20 protein-coding genes and 1 pseudogene are annotated in these 23298 nt (G+C 67.6%); 5 read left to right on the forward strand and 16 right to left on the reverse strand.

Going from position 1 to position 23298, the window contains the following annotated elements; translation table 11 throughout:
* Positions 1-3: 3 nt before the first annotated feature.
* From ACWCIA_RS10460 to ACWCIA_RS10485, 6 genes and pseudogenes are all read right to left on the reverse strand, one after another.
* On the reverse strand, positions 4-771 hold the full coding sequence (locus ACWCIA_RS10460) for a lysophospholipid acyltransferase family protein (protein WP_454163024.1): 768 nt from the start codon (positions 769-771) through the stop codon (positions 4-6).
* A gap of 69 nt (positions 772-840) precedes the next feature.
* Positions 841-2130 (reverse strand): dihydroorotase, encoded by a 1290-nt coding sequence (locus ACWCIA_RS10465; protein WP_454163026.1) that lies wholly within the window; start codon positions 2128-2130, stop codon positions 841-843.
* 11 nt (positions 2131-2141) lie between these two features.
* Positions 2142-3110 (reverse strand): annotated as a pseudogene (locus tag ACWCIA_RS10470) (aspartate carbamoyltransferase catalytic subunit); the annotation flags it as partial.
* Positions 3100-3630, reverse strand: coding sequence for a bifunctional pyr operon transcriptional regulator/uracil phosphoribosyltransferase PyrR (pyrR, locus tag ACWCIA_RS10475; RefSeq protein ID WP_454163028.1), 531 nt, complete (start codon positions 3628-3630; stop codon positions 3100-3102). The pseudogene ACWCIA_RS10470 and the gene pyrR, both read right to left, overlap by 11 nt.
* Positions 3617-4009, reverse strand: a complete 393-nt coding sequence (gene ruvX / locus ACWCIA_RS10480; RefSeq protein WP_454163030.1) for a Holliday junction resolvase RuvX — start codon at positions 4007-4009, stop codon at positions 3617-3619. Before ruvX ends, pyrR begins: the two co-directional genes overlap by 14 nt.
* Before the next feature lie 2 nt (positions 4010-4011).
* The gene (locus ACWCIA_RS10485; RefSeq protein WP_454163285.1) at positions 4012-4632 is read right to left on the reverse strand and encodes a YqgE/AlgH family protein; all 621 of its coding nucleotides are present in this window, start codon (positions 4630-4632) and stop codon (positions 4012-4014) included.
* Positions 4633-4909: 277 nt separating this feature from the next.
* On the opposite strand from ACWCIA_RS10485, the gene ACWCIA_RS10490 reads away from it, so the two are divergent.
* The gene (locus ACWCIA_RS10490; protein WP_454163032.1) at positions 4910-6376 is read left to right on the forward strand and encodes a cryptochrome/photolyase family protein; all 1467 of its coding nucleotides are present in this window, start codon (positions 4910-4912) and stop codon (positions 6374-6376) included.
* A gap of 103 nt (positions 6377-6479) precedes the next feature.
* Here the strand turns inward: ACWCIA_RS10490 and ACWCIA_RS10495 are convergent, their stop codons facing one another.
* The 6 genes from ACWCIA_RS10495 to ACWCIA_RS10520 form a co-directional block, all read right to left on the reverse strand.
* Complete coding sequence (locus ACWCIA_RS10495; protein ID WP_454163034.1) at positions 6480-11765, reverse strand: Hpt domain-containing protein; 5286 nt, start codon at positions 11763-11765, stop codon at positions 6480-6482.
* Positions 11766-11796: 31 nt separating this feature from the next.
* On the reverse strand, positions 11797-14130 hold the full coding sequence (locus tag ACWCIA_RS10500) for a methyl-accepting chemotaxis protein (RefSeq protein WP_454163036.1): 2334 nt from the start codon (positions 14128-14130) through the stop codon (positions 11797-11799).
* A gap of 34 nt (positions 14131-14164) precedes the next feature.
* Positions 14165-14701, reverse strand: coding sequence for a chemotaxis protein CheW (locus ACWCIA_RS10505; RefSeq protein WP_454163038.1), 537 nt, complete (start codon positions 14699-14701; stop codon positions 14165-14167).
* Positions 14698-15069 carry a response regulator gene (locus ACWCIA_RS10510; RefSeq protein WP_454163040.1) on the reverse strand — a complete coding sequence of 124 codons (372 nt, stop codon included), beginning with the start codon at positions 15067-15069 and terminating at the stop codon, positions 14698-14700. The genes ACWCIA_RS10505 and ACWCIA_RS10510 overlap by 4 nt, the downstream gene beginning before the upstream one ends.
* 23 nt (positions 15070-15092) lie before the next feature.
* Positions 15093-15497, reverse strand: coding sequence for a response regulator (locus ACWCIA_RS10515; RefSeq protein WP_454163041.1), 405 nt, complete (start codon positions 15495-15497; stop codon positions 15093-15095).
* Positions 15498-15879: 382 nt separating this feature from the next.
* Positions 15880-16032 carry a rubredoxin gene (locus ACWCIA_RS10520; protein WP_136221333.1) on the reverse strand — a complete coding sequence of 51 codons (153 nt, stop codon included), beginning with the start codon at positions 16030-16032 and terminating at the stop codon, positions 15880-15882.
* Between the two features lie 133 nt (positions 16033-16165).
* Between ACWCIA_RS10520 and thiD the strand changes: the two genes are divergently transcribed.
* From thiD to ACWCIA_RS10540, 4 genes are read left to right on the forward strand one after another with little or no spacing between them, the layout of a single operon-like run.
* The gene (thiD, locus tag ACWCIA_RS10525) at positions 16166-16960 is read left to right on the forward strand and encodes a bifunctional hydroxymethylpyrimidine kinase/phosphomethylpyrimidine kinase (RefSeq protein ID WP_454163042.1); all 795 of its coding nucleotides are present in this window, start codon (positions 16166-16168) and stop codon (positions 16958-16960) included.
* Positions 16961-16979: 19 nt separating this feature from the next.
* Positions 16980-18278: a glutamate-1-semialdehyde 2,1-aminomutase gene (gene hemL, locus ACWCIA_RS10530; protein WP_454163043.1), complete on the forward strand. Its 1299-nt coding sequence runs from the start codon at positions 16980-16982 to the stop codon at positions 18276-18278.
* A gap of 55 nt (positions 18279-18333) precedes the next feature.
* The gene (locus ACWCIA_RS10535; protein ID WP_454163045.1) at positions 18334-19164 is read left to right on the forward strand and encodes a glycoside hydrolase family 19 protein; all 831 of its coding nucleotides are present in this window, start codon (positions 18334-18336) and stop codon (positions 19162-19164) included.
* Positions 19133-19639: a hypothetical protein gene (locus ACWCIA_RS10540; protein WP_454163046.1), complete on the forward strand. Its 507-nt coding sequence runs from the start codon at positions 19133-19135 to the stop codon at positions 19637-19639. Before ACWCIA_RS10535 ends, ACWCIA_RS10540 begins: the two co-directional genes overlap by 32 nt.
* Before the next feature lie 119 nt (positions 19640-19758).
* On the opposite strand, the gene corA is transcribed toward ACWCIA_RS10540, so the two are convergent.
* The 4 genes from corA to ACWCIA_RS10560 all read right to left on the reverse strand — a co-directional run bounded on the left by corA (position 19759) and on the right by ACWCIA_RS10560 (position 23287).
* The gene (corA, locus tag ACWCIA_RS10545) at positions 19759-20730 is read right to left on the reverse strand and encodes a magnesium/cobalt transporter CorA (RefSeq protein WP_454163047.1); all 972 of its coding nucleotides are present in this window, start codon (positions 20728-20730) and stop codon (positions 19759-19761) included.
* Positions 20731-20848: 118 nt separating this feature from the next.
* Positions 20849-21574, reverse strand: coding sequence for a monofunctional biosynthetic peptidoglycan transglycosylase (mtgA, locus tag ACWCIA_RS10550; protein ID WP_454163049.1), 726 nt, complete (start codon positions 21572-21574; stop codon positions 20849-20851).
* A 7-nt stretch (positions 21575-21581) separates the two neighbouring features.
* Positions 21582-22409 carry a shikimate dehydrogenase gene (gene aroE / locus ACWCIA_RS10555; protein WP_454163050.1) on the reverse strand — a complete coding sequence of 276 codons (828 nt, stop codon included), beginning with the start codon at positions 22407-22409 and terminating at the stop codon, positions 21582-21584.
* Complete coding sequence (locus ACWCIA_RS10560; protein ID WP_454163052.1) at positions 22406-23287, reverse strand: energy transducer TonB family protein; 882 nt, start codon at positions 23285-23287, stop codon at positions 22406-22408. Before ACWCIA_RS10560 ends, aroE begins: the two co-directional genes overlap by 4 nt.
* Positions 23288-23298 lie beyond the last annotated feature (11 nt).

Raw genomic sequence — 23298 nt, forward strand, 5'->3', positions numbered from 1 at the left:
GGTTTACCGGGCGGACGCCGCCACGGCCGACGGCCTCGCCGGCGCCAGCGCTGCCTGGATCGCGTCGTGGGCCGCCTGCGCCAGCTCGCGCCGGTGCGCGCCCTCCCCTTCGATCGGCGCCAGGCAGGCCAGGCGCGCGCGTACTGGCGGGCCGTTCAGGATCTTGACGATGCTCTCAAGGAAGCTGATGTCGCCGGCATAATCGACGCTCGCGTGCCAGGCGCCCTGGGCGTCGAGGTAGGCCAGCGCGCAGGGCTGGACCGCGACGCGGGCGTCGATCGCGGCCTCGAACAGGTTCGCGTGGAAGGGCAGCACCTGGCCCTGGCTGGCGACGGTCCCTTCCGGGAAGAAGGCTACCCGTTCGCCCTGCTGCAGCACCGTGACGATCCCCTTGAAGATGTGGCGCAGCTCGCGCCGGTTGCCGCGCGCGATGAACACGGTGCCGGCGGCGGCGGCCAGCCAGCCGAGCACCGGCCAGGCGCGGATTTCGGCCTTGGCGACGAAGCGGCAGGGATAGAGCGAATTGATGACGAAGATGTCGAGCCACGAGATGTGGTTGGCGACGAACAGCGCGTGCTCCAGCGGCGGCGCGCCGGGCGCGCTTTCCACCTGCACGTTGCAGATGGCGAGCAGGCGGCGCGACCAGCGCCGGGTGGCGGCGTCGCGCAGGCCGCGCCGCGCCCACGGGAACACGAGCGCGCAGGTCGCCAGTCCCGCAAGCAGGTGGACGGTCACGCGCGCAAGGCGCCAGGCGAGGCGAAGACGGGTCATGGGGAAAATGACAGCGATCGGCAAGGATGCGCCGCATGTGCGGCCCATCTTGCCGATCTTACTTCACATTTACTGCTGCGGGCGCTGCCAGGCGATGCGGCCGCCCACGATGGTCGCCTGCACCTGCCCGGTCAGCTCGTAGCCGAGGAAAGGCGAGTGCTTGCCCTGGCTGGCCAGCGCCGCGCCGTTGACGAGCCAGCGCTTCGCAGGGTCGAACAGCACCAGGTCGGCGGCGGCACCCTCTCCCAGCTGGCCCGCAGGCAGCCCGGCGGTGCGCGCCGCGTCGGCCGTGATCTTGGCCAGCGCGCGCGGCAGTGCGTCGTTCACATGCTGTCCTTCCGCCCATTTCAGCATCAGCGACAGCAGCAGCTCGAGGCCGGTCGCGCCCGGCGAGGCTTCGGCGAAGGGCAGCAGCTTTTCGTCGTCGTCGACCGGGGTGTGGTCCGAGCAGACCGCGTCGATCGTGCCGTCGAGCAGGGCGGCGGTGATCGCGTCGCGGTCGCGGCTGCTCCGCAGCGGCGGCGTCAGGCGCGCGTTCGAATCGAAGAAGCCGATGTCGGCGTCGGTCATGTGCAGGTGGTGCACGCCGACGTCGCAGGTGACGGGCAAGCCTTCCTTCTTCGCCGCGCGCACCAGCTCGAGGCCGGCGGCGGACGACAGGCGGCACAGGTGGACCCTGGCGCCGGTCGAACGCACCAGCTCGAAGATCGTGTGCAGGGCGATCGTTTCGGCCATCACCGGCACGCCGGACAGGCCCAGGCGCGAAGCCAGCGGCCCGCTGTGGGCCACGCCGCCGCGGCCGATGTGCGGATCCTGCGGACGCAGCCAGACCGTATAGCCGAAGGTTTTCGCGTACTGCAGGGCGCGCAGCAGGACGTTGGTGTCCAGGATCGGCACCTCGGCCTGGGCGAAGCCGATGCAGCCGGCTTCGGTCAGCTCGGCCATCTCGGTCAGCGCCTGCCCCTTCAGGCCCATCGTCAGCGCGCCCAGCGGGTGCACGTTGGCCAGGTTCAGGTTGCGCGCGCGGTGCTTGAGCATCTCGACCAGGCCGGGCTCGTCCAGCACCGGGTCGGTGTCGGGTGGGCAGACCAGCGTGGTCACGCCGCCGCGCACGGCCGCCTGCATTTCCGATTCCAGCGTCGCCTTGTATTCGTAGCCCGGCTCGCGCAGGCGCGCCGAGAGGTCGACCAGGCCCGGTGCGACCACCAGGCCCGTTGCGTCGATCGTCTGCTCGGCCGTGAAGCCCTCAGGAGCCGTGCCGATCGCCGCCACCTTGCCGTCGTCGATGAACAGGTCCGTGACCGCGTCGACGCCGTTTGCCGGGTCGACCAGGCGCCCGTTCTTGATATGTAGTTTCATTCGTGCGAAGTTCAAACCCGGCCTCCCGCCAAAATACTCATCACCGCCATGCGCACTGCAATGCCGAAAGTCACCTGCGGCAGGATCACCGCCTGCTTGCCGTCCGCGACCGCAGAGTCGATCTCGACGCCGCGGTTCATCGGTCCCGGGTGCATCACGATCGCGTCCGGTTTCGCCAGCGCCAGGCGCTCGGGCGTCAGGCCGTAGCTCTTGAAGTACTCCTGGGCCGACGGCAGCAGCGCGCCCGACATGCGCTCGTTCTGCAGGCGCAGCATGATGATGACGTCGACGTCCTTCAGGCCTTCGTCCATGTTGTTGAACACGCGCACGCCCATGTGTTCGAGGCCGCTCGGGAGCAGCGTCTGCGGGCCGATCGCGCGCACTTCCGGCACGCCGAGGGTGGTCAGCGCATGGATGTCCGAGCGCGCTACGCGGCTGTGCAGGATGTCGCCGACGATGGCCACGCGCAGGTTCGTGAAGTCCTGTTTGAAGTGGCGGATCGTGTACATATCGAGCAGGCCCTGGGTCGGGTGCGCGTGGCGTCCGTCGCCGGCGTTGACCACGTGGATGTCGTTCTGGCCGCTCTCGTTGAGGTGCTTGGCGATCAGGTAGGGCGCGCCCGACTGCGCGTGGCGCACCACGAACATGTCGGCGTGCATGGCCGCCAGGTTGTCGATGGTGTCGAGCAGCGACTCGCCCTTGGTGGTCGACGACGCCTGGATGTTCAGGTTGATGACGTCGGCCGACAGGCGCTTCGCCGCGATCTCGAAGGTGGTGCGGGTGCGGGTGCTGTTCTCGAAGAACAGGTTGAACACGCTTTTACCGCGCATCAGCGGCACCTTCTTGACTTCGCGGTCGGAGATGCCGGCGAAGCTCGATGCGGTGTCGAGGATGTGGTGGATGATGGCCTTGGGCAGGCCTTCGATGGTGAGCAGGTGCTGCAGCTCGCCGTTCTTGTTCAGTTGCGGGTTATTTTTCAGAATCGGCATTGTCTTCTTCGATCGTGAGCGTGAGTTGTCCGGATTCGCCGCGCGCCAGCGACAGCAGCTGGCGGGCCTCCAGCGTGGTGCGCACGCCGACGAAGTCCGGCGCCACCGGCAGCTCGCGCCCGCCGCGGTCGGCCAGGGCCGCCAGCTTGATGCAGGCCGGGCGGCCGTAGTCGAACAGCACGTTGATGGCCGCGCGCGTGGTGCGTCCCGTGTAGAGCACGTCGTCGACCAGCAGGATGGTCGCGCCGTCGACGTTGAAGCCGATATGGGTCGGCTTCACGTCCGGGTGCAGGCCTTTTTTCGCGTAGTCGTCGCGGTAGAACGAGACGTCGATGAAGCCGAGGCGGTCCTTGAGGTCGAGGTCGCCGGCGAGGCGCTCGGCCAGCCAGGCGCCGCCCGAATGGATGCCGACGATGGCGGCATCGGGCGCATCGGCGAGGCCGGCGCGCACCTGTTCGAGCAGGACGCGGTACAGCGCCTCGGCATCGAAGTCGTGATTAGTTGTTGGCATGGTCGTCAAAGTACTGTTGCAAAATGATGGCGGCGGCCTTGGCGTCGATGATCTCGCCGCGCCGCGAAGCGATGACGGCCGACGAATAGCGTTCGTCGACCAGTTCGACCGGCAGGTTGAAGCGGCCGTGGAGCTGGTTGGCAAAGCGGCGCGCACGCAGGGTCATGTCGTGCTCTGCGCCGTCGGGATGACGCGGCTCGCCGACGATCAGGCGCGTGGGGCGCCATTGTTCGATCAGCTCGCCGATGGTGTTGAAACGGGTAGCGTTGTCGACGGCCTTGATGACGGTCAGTGGCTGCGCCTGCGCGGTGAGCGTATTGCCCATCGCGATGCCGATACGCTTGATGCCGAAGTCAAATCCAAAAACGATCTCAACCATTGTCACGCATGGCCGGCCTCGGTGGCGAGCATCATCGGGTCGATGCCCAGCAGTTTGATGGCGGCGTTGTAGCGCTCCTCGATCGGCAGGTCGAACAGCACATGGGCGTCGGCGCCCACGGTGAGCCAGCCGTTGCGCGACAGTTCCTCTTCCAGCTGGCCGGGGCTCCAGCCGGCGTAGCCGATCGAGACCAGCATGCGCGCAGGACCCGCGCCGCTGGCAACGGCTTCCAATACGTCGATCGACGTGGTAAACGCCACTTCGTCGGTGACGTTCAGCGAGGACGAGTAGCGACCGCTGGGGCTGTGCAGCACGAAGCCGCGGTCGTCCTGGACCGGGCCGCCGAACATGATGGGCTCGTCCACGACGGTAGAGCGCAGGCCGTCGGCCACCTTCAGGTCGATGCGGTCGAACAGCACCTCCATCGTCATGTCGGTCGGCTTGTTGATGACGACCCCGAGCACGCCCTTCTCGTTGTGCTCGCAAACGTAGACCACCGCGCCGCCGAAGATCGGATCGTCCATCGTAGGCATAGCGATGAGGAAATGATTGGCTAAATTCAACCCGGATGGCGCCGGACCGATGTTGCCGAGCGTTTCACCTTGCTGCGGCAGGCCGGCCATGGGCAGAGTTTTGCCGATTTTGCTCTTCTTCATACGCTGACTCTCTGTTGGCTCGCTCTCTGGGGTCCTGATCGGCCTGCCGCTCCGGATTGCGATGGCGACAAGTTCTCAAGGCCCGCTGTTTAACCACTAGTATCCAGACTACAACATTAGGCTTTTCGTTAGTTTACACTGAAACGCGCAACGGGCCATCGGAGTGCCGTTGCGCGCGCGGTTCAGACCAGACACCTGGGGATCGTAGCCAGTAAAATGGGCCGCCGTGTTGACTGAACACACAATGATTCCAACAAGCAATTCAAGCAACTCTTTAGTCTGGTTCAGGCGCGACCTGCGCGCATTCGACCATGCCGCCCTGCACCACGCCCTGCGCGACGCGACCGGCGACGGCGGTGCGGTGCACTGCGTCTTCGTCTTCGATACCGACATCCTGTCCACCCTGCCGCGCGATGACCGCCGGGTGCGCTTCATCCACGCCTGCCTGGCCGAGCTGGACGCGGAGCTGCGCCGGCTGGGCGGCGGCCTGCTCGTGCGCCACGGCGCAGCGCGCGACGCGATACCGCAGCTGGCGGCCGAGCTCGGGGTGCGCGCCGTCTACGTCAACGGCGACTACGAACCGGACGCGCTCGAGCGCGACGCGCAAGTGGCCGCCGCGCTGGCGCTGGACGGCCGCCTGCTGCTGGGTTTCAAGGACAACGTCGTCTTCGAGAAAAACGAAGTGCTGACGCTGGCCGGGGGCCTGTACAGCGTCTTCACGCCCTACAAGAATGCCTGGCTCAAGCGCCTCGCCGCGCAGCCGGAAGCGGTGGCGCCGTGGATGATCGAGCCCCATGCGGCCGCGCTGGCGCCGGCGCCGGAAAATCCGCTGCCAGCGCTTTCCGAACTCGGCTTCGACGACGGTCCCCTGCCCGCCCCGCCCGGCATGTCCGGCGCCACCCGTTTGTTCGAAGCCTTCCTGCCGCGCCTGGCCGAGTACGGCAGCGCGCGCGACTTCCCGGTCCTCGCCGCCACCTCGCAACTGTCGATCCACCTGCGCTTCGGCACCACCTCGGTACGCCACCTGGTGCGCACCCTGCAGCAGATGATGGCGCTTGGCGCCGGCGGAGAGGGTGCCGCGGTGTGGCTGTCTGAACTGATCTGGCGCGAGTTCTACGCCATGATCCTGTTCCAGCACCCGCACATCGCCACCCGCGCCTTCAAGCCGGCCTTCGATGCGGTGCAGTGGGAGACGGGAGAGACCGCCCGGGAATTGTTCGCGGCATGGTGCGAGGGCCGCACCGGCTATCCGCTGGTCGACGCGGCGATGGCGCAGCTCAACACGACGGGCTTCATGCACAACCGCCTGCGCATGGTGACGGCCAGCTTCCTCGTCAAGGATCTCGGTATCGACTGGCGTTGGGGCGAGCGTTATTTCGCGCGCCAGCTGGTCGACTACGACCTGGCTTCGAACGTGGGCGGCTGGCAGTGGGCGGCGTCGACCGGCTGCGACGCCCAGCCGTGGTTCAGGATCTTCAATCCGGTGACGCAGTCGCAGAAGTTCGACCGCCAGGGGGAATTCATCCGGCAGTTCGTGCCGCAGCTGGCCGGGCTCGATGCGCGCGACATCCATGCGCCGTGGCTGGTGCCGGAAGAGGAGCTGGCGGCATGTGGGGTGGTGTTGGGCGGGAATTATCCGCGGCCGGTGGTGAACCACGAAGAGGCGCGGCAGAAGACGTTGTTGCGGTTTGCGGTCGTGAAGGCGACGTAGGGTGGACGGGTTTCCCGTCCACGCGTTCAACCGGTGTTTGAAATACCGCGAAAGATTTGAAGCCGCCTGAACGCGTGGACGGCAGAGCCGTCCACCCTACCGTTCATTCCGCTTCCGGCATCTCGCGATTCAACAAGCCCGCGATCGCCCCCAACAGCACCGGCTCCTGGTACGGCTTGCCGAAATACGCATTCACCCCCAGTCCCAGCGCGACGTTGCGGTGCTTGTCCGCCGTGCGCGAGGTGATCATGATGATGGGGATCGCGCTGGTGCCGGGATCGCCGCGCACGTGGCGCACGAGGTCGAAACCGTCCATGCGCGGCATCTCGATATCGACCAGCATCAGGTCTGGCCGCACTTCGGGCATCTGCGCCAGCGCGTCGACCCCGTCCTTGGCCAGCGCGACGCGGTAGCCTTCGCGCTCCAACAGGCGCTGAGTAACGCGGCGCACCGTGAGCGAATCGTCGACCACCATCACCGTCGGCCGCTGCGGCAGTGCTTCCTGCGCGGCGAGGGCCGGCGGCGTCACGGTGCCGGCATAGCGCCCCAGCGCCAGCGGATTGAGGATCAGGACGATGTCGCCCGTCCCCAGCACGGTGGCGCCGGCGATGCCGGGCACGCGCGCCAGTTGGGGGCCGAGGTTCTTGATCACCACCTCGCGGTTGCCCAGTACGTCGTCGACCTGCAGCGCGATGCGTTCGCCCGCGCTGTGCAGCACCATTACCGGGCGCGAACGCAGACCCGATTCGAAGGAGGTGCCCTCGCCCAGCAGGGCCGGCAGGTAGTGGAAGGGCAGCACCTGTCCCGCCACCTCGAGCACGCCAGCGTCGGCTGCGGCAACCAGCTCCGGCTCGCGCACATGCACCACCTGCTCGACCAGGGTCGAAGGCAGCGCATAGGTCTTGCCGGCGCTGGCGACCAGCACGACTTGCGTCACGGCCAGCGTCAGCGGCAGGCGGATGGTGAAGCGCGCGCCACGGCCGGCCTCGGTGGCGATGGTCACGCGGCCGCCCAGCGACTGCGCTTCGGAGCGCACCACGTCCATGCCGACGCCGCGGCCGGCCAGTTCGGTCAGCGTATCGGCGGTCGAAAAGCCGGGCGCGAAGATCAGCTCGGCCGCTTCCTGGTCGGACAGTTCGGCGTCGGCCGCCAGCATGCCCAGCTGGCGTGCCTTGGCGCGGATGCGCTCCAGGTCGAGGCCGGCGCCGTCGTCGCCGAACTGCAGCACCACCTCGTTGCCCTGCTGGCTGACCTGCACCAGCAACTCTCCGGTCTCGGGCTTGCCCGCATCGGCACGTACGTCGCGCGGCTCGATGCCGTGCACGATGGCGTTGCGCAGCAGGTGCTCGAAAGGCGCGGCCATCTGTTCCAGCACGCTGCGGTCGATCTCCACCGCCCCGCCGCGGATGTCGAGGTTGACGCGCTTGTCGGTTTCCTTGGCGGTCTGGCGGGCGACGCGGAACAGACGCTCGGACAGGCTCCCGAAGGGCACCATGCGCACCCGCATCAGGTCGCGCTGCAGGTCGCGCGTCATGCGCGATTGGGCGGCCAGTTCCTCGCCGGCGCCGTCGACCGTGCGCGACAGCGATTCGTGGAAGGAGGCGACGTCGTTGACGCTCTCGGCCATCATGCGCGTGAGTTCCTGCAGGCGCGTAAAACGGTCGAATTCGAGCGGATCGAATTCGCGCTCGCCGGCGATCGACATGCGCGAGGCGATCTGCGATTCGGCCTGCATCTCCACTTCGCGCAGCTGGCGCCGCAGGCGGTTCAGGTTATCCGAAAAATCGGACAGCGCGCCCTTGAGCACGCCCATCTGGTTTTCCAGCTTCGAGCGTGTGATCGACACTTCGCCGGCCTGGGTCACCAGGCGGTCAAGGATGTCGGCGCGCACGCGCACCAGCGGGGTACGGGCCTCGGCCGCGACCAGGGGTTCAGCGGCCGGCGCCTCGCCTGCGGGCGCAGACTCGGCCGCCTCGGCCGCCTGCGCTGGCTGCACCAGCTGCTCGAACAGCGCGAGCGCCTGGTCGTAGTTGGCCATCAGCTCGTCGAACGCGGCAGGCTGGGTGGTGCCCGCATGGACCATGTTCTCGACCTGGGTTTCCAGCTCGTGGGTGTGCTGGCCGATGCGCATCGCGCCGGCCATGCGCGCGCTGCCCTTGACCGTGTGCAGGGTACGCAGCAGGCCTTGCGCGGGCGCGGTGTCCTGCGGGTCCTGCTGCCACTGGCGCAGGCCGTTGCCGATCTGCGGCAGCAGGTCCGCCGCTTCCTCGAGGAAGACCGGCAGCAGGTCGGGATCGAGTTCGTCGTGCAGCACGGGCTCGCCGGCCAGGACCGGCGCGGCAGGCAGGGCCACGGGGCGTTCGATGGCCGGCGGAGCCGGGGCCATTTCAGGCTCCGGCTCGTCCTCGGGTTCCGGCTCTTCCACCGGCACGGCGGGCGCCAGCGAGGGCGCGTCGAACAAGTCGTCGAAGTCCAGGCCGAACAGTTCGTCGACCGATTCGGTCGCGGCCGGCTGTTCGATTTCCGCGGCCGGCAGATCGGGCACGAACGGCGGATCGGCGATCAGGCTGTCGTACGCCTGCGCGAACAGGGTGTCGAGCTCCTGCGCCAGGCCGGAATCGGCGTCGCCATACGCGGCGGCGGCCTGCTGCGCCAGCAGGGCCGCGCGCAAGGCGTCGAGCTGCTCGACGATGTCGGACTGGGCGGACGCCAGTTCGCCGCGCGCAAAGGCGGCCAGCATCTGGCGTACGCGCGCCAGCACGGCGTCGAGCACGTCGTGCTGCTCCGGGCGCAAAGCAGGCGCCGGCGCGGCCAGCATCCCGAGGGCGGCCTCGAAGCTGTAAGCGAGGTCGCGCAGCGCGGTGAAGCCGACCGTGGCCGAGGTGCCGCCCAGGGTGTGCACCGCAGTCAGGGCCTCGTCGCTGACCGGGCGCCCCGCTTCGTGGCGCCACTCGCCGAAATCGCGCTCGAGCAGGCGTAGCAGCTCGTCGGTCTCGGCGACATAGATGTTGTAGAGCGCCAGAGGAATCTCGAGCGCGCCGACGCGGCGCAGGCTGTCGTCGGGCGGCGGCAGCGGGCGCGTGGCGGTCGGCAGGGAGAACACGTTGCTGGCGGCCGGGGCCTGTTCCACAAGGCGTTCGGGTTCGGCCGGCAGTGTCTGCTCGATGACCGGCTCGGCGAAATCGATTCCCGTTTCCTCGAACGGCTCAGGCATGGCCGTAAAGCTGCCGCCCGCCTGCACCCGTTCCGCGGCGGCGACCAGTTCATCGCCGTGGCGGCGCGATGCGCCCTCTTGCGCCAGCTCGGCCACCCACGGCGCCAGCTGCGCATGGGCGTGTTCGACCAGGGCCAGCAGGTCGGGCGTGGCGGCGCGGCCGTCGGCCAGCCACACGTTCAGGGTGCGTTCGATCGCGGCGGCACCCGCCGCGAAAGCCTCCAGGTCGACCATCCGCGCGCTGCCCTTGAGCGTGTGGAAGGCGCGGCGCACGATCGTCAACGCATCCTGGGCGGACGGATCGCGCGCCAGCTCCGGCAGCGTCGAGACCACCGTGGCCAGCACTTCCTCGGCCTCAAGGACGAAGATCTCCAGCAGCTCGGCGTCGATGGCCTGCGCCGGCTCCGCCGGCGTCTCCGGCGCCGCCACCTGCGGCTGCTCCGGCTGCTGCACGGAGGCCGCCTGCTCGTAGCTCAGTTCCTGCAGGAGCGCGCTCTCTGCATCGAAAACGAAGCGGCTGCGTGCGCTGTCGTTGTTCTGCGCCAGCATGTCGGTAAAGAATCCCAGCGCGCCGATGTTGCGGGCGATGTTGTGCAGGGTCGCGGCCTGCGCCTGCACGTCGCCGTCGCCTTCGGCCAGCGCCGCCACCGCCTCGCGCACGTGCTGCGCGGTGCGCGCCGCCTCGGCCTGGTCGAGGATGCTCAGGGCGCCCTGCACCTGGTGCAGCAGCGGCGCCGCGCGTTCGAGCGCGCCGCGCTTGGCCAAGGGCGCGTCGTAGTATTCGTCGAGCAGCTTTTCGACCTGGCGCAGGCCGGCCTTGATCTCGCCGGCCAGAGCGGCCACCGTTTGCCCCTGCTGGATCTGGCGCGTCAGTTCGTTCTGCCATGAGGGCGCGTCCGGCAGGGTTTCGCCGGCGGCCAGGGCCAGCAGGCGCTGGCCCACCGTACCGGCGTGCTCCTCGAAATCGGCCGGCAGCTGGCGCACGTGGTCCAGGCCCTGTTCAACGAACAGCAGGGCGCCCGCCATCTCGAGCGCGAAGCCCTCGCTGCGATTCCCGGCGTCGCCGGCGGCCTGCGCAAGCGTCTGCAGCAGTTGCGCCAGCGCGGGTGCGCCCAGCTGCTGTCCGGCGCCGGCCAGGGTCGCCAACTCTTGCCGGAAGCCGGCTTCGCGCGCCGCGTCGGGCTGCAACGCCAGCTGGTCCCAGTCGGATTTCGCGCGCGCCAGCGCTTCCTTGGCTTCCTTCAGGGCGCCCGGGTCGACCTTGCCGTAGCGGCGCTCGGCATAGTCGGACGGCACCGCGTCCTGCAGGCGGAAGGCCTGGCGCAGCATGGCGGCTTCGCCCTCTCCAGCCGGCGCGGCGGCGATGAAGAACAGCGCATCGCGCAGCATCGTCTCCGGCAGCTCGGCCTGGCCCTGCGACAGGCGGCGCAGCTGCAAATTGACCTGGCCGAACAGCTGTTTGACGTACAGGTCGCCCGGCAGCGCGCCCTCGGCCACCAGCCGCGCCACGCTGCGCAGCGCGGCCCAGGCGGAGCGCGCCCGCGCATCGAGCTGCGCATCGGCCAGCGGGGCAATCGCTTCGAACAGGGCCTGCGCATTGGTACGCTGGGCTGCTGCATCGGGGCTTTTCAGGTAAGGTAGCAGCGCCTTTTCGAAACGTGCGCGGCAGCCGGCGTAGTCGGGCGCGGCGGCATCCGGCGCATCCGCCAGGTCGAGCGTGATGTCCGTGTCGAAGGCCAGCAGGTCCGACGGGTGAACGCGCTCGGCGCCGAGGAGTTCCTGCAGCGCGCGGTGATACGGGAACAGGCGCAGCGGCTGCGGCGCAAGCCCGGCGACCAATTCGTCGAGGTACTCGATGATGGCGCCGTAGGCCTCGCGCACCGTTTTTGCGCTCTCCGGCGTGCACGCCAGGCTGCGTTCCTTGAAGCCCTCGAGTGCGCGTTCGGCGGCGGCGGTCAGCAGCCCCACCCCTTCCACGTCCACCATCTGCAGCGCGCCGTGCGCCTGGTGCAGGTGGGTCTTCGCATGCAGCAGCAGGGTCGGCTGGGCTTCGGCCGAACGGGTGGCGGCGTCGTTCAGGGCGCTGCCGGAACGCTCGAGCGCGCCGCGGATCTCGCCGATCACCCAGGACAAGGGACCGGTATCAAAAGCGCTCGCGTGCGGGGATGGGGTCATGGTGTCTGTTTCGGGAAAAAGCACAAGCTGCTCAAGCGGCGACGCGGAAGCGCGACACCGAGTTTTTCAGTTCCTGGGCCAGCTCGGCCAGCTGATGGATCGACTCCGCGGTCTGACGTGTGCCGGCCTGGGTATGTTCGGTCACCGACAGGATGTGCTGCATATTGTGCGCCACGCCGTTGGCCGACGTCGCCTGCAGGCTGGTGGCGAACGAAATCCCCTGGATCAGCTCCGCCAGGCGGTTCGAGACGCGCGAGATGTCGGCCAGCGCCGCACCGGCGGCATCCGACAGGCGCGCGCCCTCGACCACGCCCTGGGTCGATTTTTCCATCGCCGCGGCGGCGTCGTGCGTATCGGTCTGAATGGTGCGCACCAGCGCGCCGATCTGCTTGGCCGCTTCGCCCGAGCGTTCGGCCAGGCGCTGCACTTCCTCGGCGACGACCGAGAAGCCGCGTCCCGCTTCGCCGGCCGACGCCGCCTGGATCGCCGCGTTCAGCGCCAGCACGTTGGTCTGCTCGGTAATGTCGGAAATCAGTTCGGTGATCTCGCCGATCTCCTGCGAGGATTCGCCGAGGCGCTTGATGCGCTTCGAGGTTTCCTGGATCTGCTCGCGGATCTCGTGCATGCCGAGGATGGCGTTCTGCACGGCCGTGGCGCCCTGCTCGGCCGCGGCAACCGACTGGCGCGCCACGTCGGCCGATTCGTTGGCCGACTTCGACACGTCGGTGATCTCGCCCGCCATGCGCAGGACCGTGCTCGAAGCTTCCTCGATCTCGCGCGACTGCTGCGCGCTGGCGCCGAGCAGGTTGGTCGAGGTCTGCTGCGCTTCGTTCGAGGCCAGCGTCACCTGCTCGGCAGTGTTGGTCACGCGCAGCACCAGGCCGCGCAGTTCCTCGACCGTGTAGTTGACCGAGTCGGCGATCGCGCCGGTGATGTCCTCGGAGACGGTGGCGTGCACGGTCAGGTCGCCGTCCGCCACTTCCTGCAGTTCGTTCATCAGGCGCAGAATCGCGGCCTGGTTCTGGTCGTTGGTGGCCTTGGCTTCTTCTTCCTTGGCCTGCGCCAGCTGGCGCAGCGCCTCGGCTTCGCGGCGGCGGTTGTCGGCGCCGCGGGTGCGGTTGCGCGAGTCCTGCAGCATGACGCGGCTGATCGAGCCGGCCGTGGCCAGCGTGAAGATCGAGGCCATCACCAGCAGCCAGAACCAGGCGCTCTGCGATTCCTGCTGGTCGCGGTAGCTGCCCTGCAGGACGGCCACTTCCCTCTTCATCACTTCGTTGTCGCGGTGGATGGTGCGGGCGGCGGCGCGCGCGGTCGAGTAGGCGACCGGGTTGTCGAGGAAAGGAGCGAAGTCCTTGCGGAAGGCCTCGAAGCGCACCTGCACCTGGCCCAGCTTGGCGCGCAGGTCTTCGTTCTGGCGCGCGACGTTCCCGGCCAGCAGGGCCTGGAGGGCATGGTCGAAAGCGGCGCTGTCGGCGCCGATGCGCACGGCCGCGTCGTCGCGCGGCACGCCGATGGCGAAGAAGCTGCTGGCGCCGCGCGCCAGGCGCTGGGTCAGCATCATCATGCGGCCGATCGCGGCCAGTTCGCGCGCGCTGGCGCCGCGCTCCACGTTCTGCGCCATCAGGTCTTCGGTCAGCACCAGCATTTCCGAGGCCAGCGAATCGAGCTGGCGCACGCTCTTGTCGAAGGCGGTCAGCGCCGGCTGCATTTTGAGGATGTTGGCTGCGCCCTGGTCCGAGGCGGCCCAGGTGGCGCGCACCCGGCCGAGCAGCGCGTTCTGGCGGCCGCTCGCGGCCGGCACCTGGATGCCGCCCAGCTCGCCGCCCTTGCCCAGCAGCTGCAGGTCGCGGTTGACTTCGGTGCGGCTCTCGGCCAGCTGGGTGAAGGAATCGGCGCTGCCGGCCAGCGCGTTGGGCGCCGCCTTGCCGACCCGCTGCGAGTGCATCAGGACGTCGCCCGCGACCTGGACCTGGGCCGCGACCCGGGCGTTGACGGCGGCGTTCTGCCACAGGCCGAGGATGGTCAGAAGGATGCCGGCGACGAAGGCGGCGAGCAGGATGCGCAGCTGGCGCGGCAGCGACAGGTGGCCGATCAGGGGCAGGCTGAGGTTGTCCTCCTCAAGCTCCTCGGCGGCCGCCGGGGCGCGGCGGCGCATCACGCTCCCGAGGCGCAGCATGGCTTCCTCGGCCGAGCCGCCGGTGGGCGCAGCAGCAGGGGCATCGGCCGCACTGCCGGCCGCCCCCGCGCCGCCCGCGATGGCATGCAGGCCCGGCCCGAAACGGGTGTCCGGGGAGGACAGCACGGTATCCTCTTCCATCTTCCCTTTCGAGAGGAAATTCAAACTCATCTTCGACGCGATTCCCATTACGGCTCCTGTCCTGATTCCGCTTCTGCGGTTTTTATTGAATTGGATCGAGTGCGACGTGCAGGAAGCGCTCTTCCCGCACCAGTGCCGCCAGCGACAGCGGGGTCCAGACGTTGCCGTCCAGGTCGCGCATGCGTTCGCCGTCAAGCGTCATGGCGCCCGCGCGGCGCAGGCCGAACACGCGCGTGACGAGCAGCGCGCAGTTGAAACCCAGGCGCGGCGCCAGCGATACCAGCCGTGCCTCGGGCCCGGCCGCGCTGGCCTGCCCGTCGAAATAGCGCGCCAGGTCGATCACGCCCAGCAGGCTGCCGCGCACGTTGGCCAGGCCCAGGTACCAGGGCTGGGTCAGCGGCACGCCGGCCAGCGCCGGCTGGGGGACGATCTCGCCGGCCTCGGTCAGGGCCAGCAGGTAGCGCTGGCTGCCGATCATGACGCCCAGCTGGTGGCCGGCGTCGGGCGCGCCGTCCTGGGCGGCCTGCATGCGTGCCAGGAGCTGGGCCTGGTAGTCGCGCAGGCGGGTGCGGCGCGCAGACTGGGGTGCGGCTTCGGCGCTGTCGACGACGGCGTTCATGCGGCGCCGAGGGCGGCGATGCGCGCCAGCAGCAGCGCCGGGTCGACCGGCTTCACGAAATAATCCTTGGCGCCCTGGCGCATGCCCCAGATGCGGTCGGTTTCCTGGTTCTTGCTGCTGCAGATGATGACCGGGACCGCCGCCAGTTCAGGGTCGCGCGCGATCGAACGGGTCACCTGGAAGCCGTTCGCGCCGGGCATGACGACGTCCATCAGGATCAGTTCAGGGCGCTCGGCGCGCATTTTGACCAGGGCGTCCTCGCCATTCTCGGCGGTGGACACGGAAAAGCCGTTTTTGACGAGGATGTCGGTCAGGTAGTAGCGTTCGGTCGGCGAATCGTCGACGATCAGGATCTTGTGTATGGCCACGGGGGCTCCGCAATTCGGTTGGTTCAGGCCTTGGGGGCGGTGTGCTCGCGGACGGCCGCGAGCAGGGTATCTTTGGAAAACGGCTTGGTGAGGTACGCGCTCGAGCCGACCATCGCGCCGCGCGCGCGGTCGAACAGCCCGTCTTTCGAGGACAGCATGACCACCGGCGTCGCATGGAAACGCGCGCTCTTCTTGATCAGGGCGCAGGTCTGGTAGCCGTCCAGGCGCGGCATCAGGATGTCGCAGAACACCAGCGCCGGATGATGGTCGTTGATCTTGGCCAGCGCATCGAAACCATCCTCGGCCAGCACCACGCGGTAGCCGGCCTGGGTGAGGAAGATCTCGGCCGAGCGGCGGATCGTGTTGCTGTCGTCGACCACCATGATGGTGAGGTCCCGCGGCTCCATTGTTTGCTGCGATGTCGTCATTTTCGTTTCACTTCAGCATGGTTCGCCAAGATAGCATAGGGCGATTGGCTTGTGCTGAAAGTGTTGCTTAGTATCAACTAGGCGCAAACGGGAGGGGGAAAAGCTTGCTGGAAGGAGTAGAAACGAGGATAACAGGTGGGGCGGAATTGACAACCAAGTTGGTCTTTTGACAGCGCCAGAGCGCTTTTCGTAGGGTGGACGGCTCCACCTGGGCAGCGAGAACAGACACTGCATGGGCGCCGTCCACGCGTTCAACAGGCCGGCGATCTGTCGCGAATGATCAGCCTTGCGTTGAACGCGTGGACGGCGTTCGCGCCGCGTGCACATCGAGGCATGGGTGGAGCCGTCCACCCTACAGCCATGCACGCGCCGCGACTGCCATTTAGATGGCTGTCATCTCAAAATCGTCCTTGCGGGCGCCGCATTCCGGGCAGGTCCAGTTCATCGGCACGTCGGCCCAGCGCGTTCCTGGCGCGATGCCGTCGTCGGGTGCGCCCGCTTCTTCGTCGTAGACCCATCCGCAGATCAGGCACATCCAGGTCTGGTACGCGATTGCGGTCGTTTCATTACTCACGGTTGGTTCCTTCGATCTAGTAAAATGGGGAATCAGGTATCTTAATCTACCCGTCGTGCAAAACCAACCGTCTCCGCTGATTCTCACATTCGGTGTGTCCGATCCGGTCGGTGCCCTTGGCATCGGCGCAGACATCGCCACCTTCGCCGCCTTCGGCTGCCATGCCCTGTCGGTGACGACGGCGCTGCTGGTGGCCGACAGCGCGCGCGTGGAAGAATGGCAGGAAGTCGACACCGGCGTCATGGCCGACCAGGCCAGGGTCGTCCTCGAAGACATGCCGATTGCCGCCGTCAAGATCGGCGCCATCGCCAGCATCGAGCAGGCCGCGGCGATCGCCGAAATCGTCTCCGACTATGCCGAAGTGCCTCTGATTGTCGACCCTTTCCTCTCCGCCCTGCCCGACTCCGGCATGTCCGACGAGGACATCGTCGCCGCGATCCGCCAGATCCTCGCGCCGCAGGCCACCGTGCTGCAGCTGTCGCAGTCGGAACTGGGCCGCATGGCCGAGCTCTGGCGCGAGGGTGGGAACGAAAGCGGCACCGAGGGCGGGTTGGCGGCCGACGTCGCGGAACTGACTTCGCGCGGCTGCCAGTACGTGCTCGTCACCGGCACCGCCGGCAGCGGCCACCAGCGTGCCAATACCCTGTTCGACCGCGATGGCGGCATGACGTCCTTCGACTGGCAGCACCTGCCCGGCCCCTTCGTCGGCGCCGGCTGCACGCTGTCGGGCGCCCTGGCCGCCTGCATGGCGCGCGGCATGGATGCCGCCGAGGCCCTGCGCGCCGCCCAGGATTTCACCCACGGCGCCCTGCTGCACGCCCAGCGCTTCGGCATGGGCAAGCTCGTTCCCAACCGTTTTTACAAGAACCTGCCCTTCACGGGCCGGTAACAAGAGAGACATTCCCCCGATGACGACCGAACACAGCACTTCCCGCAACGAGACCCTATTCGCCCGCGCCCAGGAGAGCACTCCCGGCGGCGTCAATTCGCCGGTGCGCGCCTTCCGCTCGGTGGGCGGCACGCCGCGCTTCATCACCCGCGCCGAGGGTCCGTATTTCTGGGATGCCGACGGCAAGCGCTACATCGACTACATCGGCTCCTGGGGCCCGGCCATCGTCGGCCACGCGCACCCGAAAGTCATCAAGGCGGTGCAGGATGCCGCCGCCAATGGCTTGTCCTTCGGCGCCCCGACCGAAGGCGAGATCGAGATCGCCGAGGAACTGTGCAGGCTGGTGCCCTCGATCGAGCAGGTGCGCCTGGTCTCGAGCGGCACCGAGGCGACCATGAGCGCGCTGCGCCTGGCGCGCGGCGCCACCGGCCGCGACAAGATCGTCAAGTTCGAAGGCTGCTACCACGGCCACGCCGATTCGCTGCTGGTCAAGGCGGGCAGCGGCCTGCTCACCTTCGGCAACCCGACCTCGGCCGGCGTGCCGGAAGACTTCGTCAAGCACACGCTTGTACTCGACTACAACAACGTGCCCCAGCTGGAAGAGGCCTTCGCCTCGATGGGCGACACCATCGCCTGCGTCATCGTCGAGCCGGTCGCCGGCAACATGAACCTGATCCGCGCCACGCCGGAATTCCTGCAGCGCATGCGCGAGCTGTGCACCGAGCACGGCGCCGTGCTGATCTTCGACGAAGTCATGTGCGGCTTCCGCGTGGGCCTGACCGGCGCCCAGGGCATGTACGGCATCACCCCGGACCTGACGGCCTTGGGCAAGGTCATCGGCGGCGGCCTGCCGGTGGCGGCCTTTGGCGGCAAGCGCGAACTGATGCAGAAGATGGCGCCGATCGGCCCGGTCTACCAGGCCGGCACGCTGTCGGGCAACCCGGTCGCGGTCGCGGCCGGCATGACGACCCTGAAACTGGTGCAGGAGCCGGGCTTCTACGAGCACCTCACGCGCCAGGGCGAAAAGCTGGTCGCGGGCCTGACGGCGGCGGCGAAAGAAGCCGGCATCGCCTTCTGCGGCGACTCGGTGGGCGGCATGTTCGGCTTCTACTTCAGCGAGAACGTCCCGGCTACCTACGGCCAGATGATGGCCGGCGACAAGAACCGCTTCAATGCCTTCTTCCACGGCATGCTCGACGAAGGCGTGTACTTCGCGCCGGCCATGTTCGAGGCCGGTTTCGTATCCGCCGCGCACGACGACGCTGTCATCGAAGAAACGATTGCGGCGGCGCGGAAAGTCTTTGCGCGCATTGCTTAAGCTGGATTAAACGGGCTCTGTCGCGCGCGCGGCGCAGCCCTCTCCTTGTGCCATCATGAGTCCAACCCTGGACTCGACCATGGCACGACTACGACGATCCCCTCCCTGCGCGCCCCGTTCGCGGGCGCCGCGCTCGCAGCCGCCCCGGCCCCAGGCCGAGGGCGCCCCCATCGCCGTCACCGTGGCGCTGCTGCACATTGCCGACGGCGGCAATCCCGACAGCCATTACGCCGGCATGGTCGACGCCCTGAACGACTACGCCCGCCGCTACGAAGTGAACACGCCGCTGCGCCTGGCCCATTTCCTGGCGCAGATCGGGCATGAAAGCAGCTTTCGCGCGACCGAGGAAAACGGCAGTTATTCGGTCGCGCGCATGCACGAAATCTTCGGTTGCCGCGGCGGCCCGTCCCAGTACGACCGCGCCGCCGACGACTGCAAGCTCGGGCCGGACGGCCAGCCGGCGCGCCTGCGCCCGAAACTGTGGCTGGAGCCGGCCACCTACGCCGGCAACCCGCAGCGCCTGCTCGCCTATGTGTACGCGAACCGCCTGGGCAACGGCGACGAAGCCTCGGGCGACGGCTGGCGCTACCGCGGGCGCGGCCTCGTGCAGCTCACCGGCAAGGCCAACTACGCCGCGTTCACGGACGCGCACAACGCCCGCAATGCAGACGACCCGCGCGATTTCGTCGCCGATCCCGACCTGCTTGTGAGCGAGCTCAAATACGCCATCGAATCGGCTTTCTATTACTGGGATGCGCGTACAGTAAATGCGCTTGCCGATCTTGACGACCTCGAGGGCGTGACCCGCGCCGTCAACGGCGGCGTCAATGGACTGAACGACCGCGGAGCGCGCCTTGCACGAATCAAGAAAGCACTGGGTATCTAGCCTGGCCATCGCCGCCCTGTGCGGCCTGGTTTCCCCCTTGTCTGCCGCCTCACCGTCGCCATCGCAGCCGCCCTCCCTCTGCGGGGCCGGCGAGCCGGTGGTGTTCGCTTGCCAGGTCGGCAGCAAGATGGTGTCGCTGTGCCGCCCGCCGGGCGACCGCGGCATGCTGAGCTACCGCTTCGGCAAGCCCGAGGCGCTCGAACTGAGCTATCCCGAGCCGGGCCGGCAGGCCAGCGCCGCTTTTACCGTCAAATCGGCGCCGCTGGTAGGCGGCGGCGAGACGACCGTCACCTTCCGGCGCGGGGGTTATACCTATACGATCTACAGCAGGGTCGGGCGCGGGGAGGACGGTATGACGCCCGAGTTCGAGGACGGCGTCATCGTGGCGCGGCGCGGGAAAGTGCTCAGCAGGATGCGCTGCGAGGATGGGGGTGAAGGTTTCAGGGAGCCGCCGAGCGCAGTCGCAGTGAAATAAAATTTCATTCGCGGCCGCAAATGAAATATTGTTTCGTAGGGCGGACGGCTCTGCCGTCCACGCGTTCAGCGGTCAGGTGCGCATCAAGGGTATGCTACGAGCCGTCTACCCTAGACCTATCACGCCAGCTTCAGCCAGCCGCGCTTCCTGAAATACCACAATGGCGCGATCGCGCTGGCAATCATCAGCCCCAGCGCGAACGGGTAACCATAGGCCCAGGTCAGCTCCGGGAACTTCTGGAAGTTCATGCCGTAGATCGACGCGATCAGGGTCGGCGGCAGGACGGCGGCCGAGGCCACCGAGAAGATCTTGATGATCTTGTTCTGGTTGATGTTGATGAAGCCGACCGTGGCGTCCATCAGGAAGTTCACCTTGTCGAACAGGAAGGAGGTGTGGCCGTCCAGCGATTCGATGTCGCGCAGGATCTGGCGCGCTTCGTCGAACTGTTCCGAGTTCAGCAGCCGGCCGCGCATCAGGAAGCTGACCGCACGGCGCGTGTCCATCATGTTGCGGCGGATGCGGCCGTTCAAGTCTTCCTCGTGCGCGATCGCATTCAGGGCGGCGGCCGCGTCCTGGTCGGTGAATTCCTTCTGCAGCACGCGCGCGCTGACCTCTTCCAGGCTCTCGTAGATGCCCTCGAGCGCATCCGCCGAATACTCGGCGTCGGTCGCGTACAGGTCGAGCAGCACGTCCATGTAGTCGGCGATCGAGCCGGGACGCGAACGGGCGCGCATGCGCACCAGGCGGAACACCGGCAAATCGTCGTTGTGGACCGAGAACAGCATCTTGCCCGACAGGATGAAGGCCACCGTCACCACCCGCGACGGGCCGTCTTCTTCCTCGAGCAGGAAGTCGGTGCGCAGGTGCAGGTCGCCGTTCTCCGCTTCGTAGTAGCGGGCCGAAGCTTCGATGTCCGAGACCTCGTCTTCGCCCGGCAGGGTGACTCCATAGATCGCCTTGACCCACGCGCGTTCGTCGTCATCCGGATCGGTGAGATCGACCCAGACAGGCGTGACGTTCTCCAGGTCCGCGCGCGAAGCGATGGGCACCTGGTTGAGTCGGCCATTTTGTAGGACAAATACGTTGATCATGCGCTTTCTCGGCCGGAATCAAAACTGTCGCAAGTGTACCCGTTAGGTACGAGCCCGGCCACCCCGAAACAACGGTTTTGCCCTGCCAAGTGTGAATTTTCAGCGAAAAGCGGCGGGCTTACGGTAGCTCGGCGGCGCGCATCCGCCGCTGGATCAAATTCGTCCGCTTGACTAGGTAGTTGGTGCTGCGGTTGCGGTCGTAATAGCGCGGATTGGGCAGCATCACCGCCAGGCGCGCCGCCTGCGCGGGCGCCAGGTTGGCCGCCGGGGTGCGGAAGTAATAGCGGGCCGCCGCTTCGGCGCCGAACACGCCGCGCCCGAACTCGACCACGTTGAGGTAGACCTCGAGGATGCGGCGCTTGCTCATGACGGACTCGAGCATGAAAGCGATCACCATCTCCTGTGCCTTGCGCAGGTAGCTGCGCGAACCGGACAGGAACAGGTTCTTGGCCAGCTGCTGGGTGATGGTCGAACCGCCGCCGACGACCTTGGCTTTGCGATTGTTGCGTTCCCAGGCACGTTCGAGCGCATCGATGTCGACGCCCGGGTGGTCGGCAAAATTCGCATCCTCGGAAGCGACCACGGCGCGCTTGAGATTGTTCGAGATACGCTCGTAAGGCACCCATTGATGCTTCAGTTCGGCCTTCGGGTTCTTCTCGCGCAGCTCGGAGAGTTGCTGGCGCATGAAGCTGGTCGAACTCGGGTTGAACCAGACGAACCAGCAGACCTGGACGAAGAAATACAGCTGGAGCAGGAAGACGGCGAGGAGCGGTCCCAGGATGAGCCACTTGAGCCAGCGCCGCCCGCCGGCGGACGCACCTTTTGCATTGCCTCGTTTTGCCATTGTTATGTTATTTTTTTGTACGCAATGTGTTAAAGACCTCGGCCGTATCCGGCCGCACGCCGCGCCAGACGGCGAAGGCTTCGGCCGCCTGCTCGACCAGCATGCCGAGCCCGTCGCGGGTGTCGGCGCCCTCCCCGGCCGCGAAGGCCATGAAGGGCGTCGGCTCGCTGCCGTACATGATATCCAGGGCCAGCGTGCCCCTGGCAAAAGCCGAGGCCGGAATCGGCGGCAGTTCGGCCGCGAGGCTGCTCGAGGTGGCGTTCACGACGATGTCGTAGGGGCCGGCGATGTCCGCGAAGCCGCAGGCCGTGACGGGCGCCCCATGGCCGGCGAAGTTCGTCGCCAGCGCCTCAGCGGTAGCGACGGTCCGATTCGCCACCAGGATCGATGCCGGGCGCTCCTGCAGGAAGGGCAGCAGGATGCCGCGTGCCGCCCCGCCCGCACCCAGCAGCAGGATGCGTTTCCCGGCCAGGGACACGCCGGCATTGCGCACGATGTCGGCCACCAGGCCGGGGCCATCGGTGTTGTCGCCGACGATCTCGCCATCAAGGAAGCTGAGGGTATTCACCGCGCCCGCGGCACGGGCACGCTCGGTCAGGCGCGTGGCGAGATGCGCGGCCTCGATCTTGAAAGGGACGGTGACGTTGGCGCCCTTGTAGCCTTGCGCCACCAGCGCGCGCACGGTGGCGGCAAAGCCGTCGAGCGGCGCCAGGCAGCGCTCGTACACGAGCTGCTGGCCGGTTTGCAAGGCGAACACCGGGTGGATTTCCGGCGACTTGCTGTGGGCGATCGGATTGCCGATCACGCAATATTTATCCACGTCCCCTGCGCTCATGCCTGCTCCTGCAACTGGGCTTTCACCTTTTCCTCGCGGGTAAAGGTAAAGCGGGTGATCACGATCCAGAGGTCGTCCTGGCCGGCGCTGCGCATGTTCTGCGGGAAGGCGCCGAAGGGGGCCGCGCGGCGCACGATGTCGAGCGCGGCCTTGTCGAGCGCCGGGTTGCCCGAGCTGCGTTCGATGCGCGGACCGCCCTCCTTCTGGTACAGGCTGCCGTCCTGGAACACGGGGATCGACACGACCAGTTCGCCATACAGCTTCTTGCCGTTTTGCTGGGGGAAGTTCAGCGTGCCGACTTCTTCCACCTGCTTTTGCATCGCCTTGTAGTACAGGGCGTAACCGACCTGGCGCGTGCTGGGCGAAATGTGGGTGCGCTTGGGACGCTTGTTCTGGTCTTCGATGGTTTGCGTGATCTCGGCCGTCATGCGCGCGATCTGGCGCGTCGTGTCGACCTCGTCCATGCCGGTGCGGGTCGGATCCGGCTTGTCCTTGTCGGTGACCGGGGCCGCCGTGTAGGCGGACTGGCGCACGCGCGTCAGCACGTTCTGCTGCAATTGTTCGAGTTCGACGATGCGCTTTTGCAGGGCCTTGATGCTGTCGCCGTTGTCGATCTTGCGCAGGTCGGGCAGCGGGGACTTGGAGCGGCCGGCATCGAGCGTACCGCCGCCTTCCAGGTTGGCCTGGGCCAGCGCCTCGGCTTTCACCGGCGCCTTGGCGTGCTTGGCGTTGACGAGGATGACTTCCAGGCCGGGGTCGGCCGGCTCCAGCTTGAGCGCGTCGGGCGCCACGAAGCGCACGGCGAGCAGGACCGCATGCGCCGCCACCGAAGCGGCCAGGGCGATCATCAAGGGGCGGTTCTCTTGGGAATACTTCACGCGGGCGGCTT

This window comes from Massilia sp. SYSU DXS3249, from assembly GCF_053668055.1.

Coding starts and splice junctions, on each gene's coding strand:
- ACWCIA_RS10460 (WP_454163024.1), bottom strand. CDS start 771: ATGACCCGTCTTCGCCTCGCCTGGCGCCTTGCGCGCGTGACCGTCCAC.
- ACWCIA_RS10465 (WP_454163026.1), bottom strand. CDS start 2,130: ATGAAACTACATATCAAGAACGGGCGCCTGGTCGACCCGGCAAACGGC.
- pyrR (WP_454163028.1), bottom strand. CDS start 3,630: ATGCCAACAACTAATCACGACTTCGATGCCGAGGCGCTGTACCGCGTC.
- ruvX (WP_454163030.1), bottom strand. CDS start 4,009: ATGGTTGAGATCGTTTTTGGATTTGACTTCGGCATCAAGCGTATCGGC.
- ACWCIA_RS10485 (WP_454163285.1), bottom strand. CDS start 4,632: ATGGCCGGCCTGCCGCAGCAAGGTGAAACGCTCGGCAACATCGGTCCG.
- ACWCIA_RS10490 (WP_454163032.1), top strand. CDS start 4,910: ATGATTCCAACAAGCAATTCAAGCAACTCTTTAGTCTGGTTCAGGCGC.
- ACWCIA_RS10495 (WP_454163034.1), bottom strand. CDS start 11,765: ATGACCCCATCCCCGCACGCGAGCGCTTTTGATACCGGTCCCTTGTCC.
- ACWCIA_RS10500 (WP_454163036.1), bottom strand. CDS start 14,130: ATGGGAATCGCGTCGAAGATGAGTTTGAATTTCCTCTCGAAAGGGAAG.
- ACWCIA_RS10505 (WP_454163038.1), bottom strand. CDS start 14,701: ATGAACGCCGTCGTCGACAGCGCCGAAGCCGCACCCCAGTCTGCGCGC.
- ACWCIA_RS10515 (WP_454163041.1), bottom strand. CDS start 15,497: ATGACGACATCGCAGCAAACAATGGAGCCGCGGGACCTCACCATCATG.
- ACWCIA_RS10520 (WP_136221333.1), bottom strand. CDS start 16,032: ATGTGCCTGATCTGCGGATGGGTCTACGACGAAGAAGCGGGCGCACCC.
- hemL (WP_454163043.1), top strand. CDS start 16,980: ATGACGACCGAACACAGCACTTCCCGCAACGAGACCCTATTCGCCCGC.
- ACWCIA_RS10535 (WP_454163045.1), top strand. CDS start 18,334: ATGAGTCCAACCCTGGACTCGACCATGGCACGACTACGACGATCCCCT.
- corA (WP_454163047.1), bottom strand. CDS start 20,730: ATGATCAACGTATTTGTCCTACAAAATGGCCGACTCAACCAGGTGCCC.
- mtgA (WP_454163049.1), bottom strand. CDS start 21,574: ATGGCAAAACGAGGCAATGCAAAAGGTGCGTCCGCCGGCGGGCGGCGC.
- aroE (WP_454163050.1), bottom strand. CDS start 22,409: ATGAGCGCAGGGGACGTGGATAAATATTGCGTGATCGGCAATCCGATC.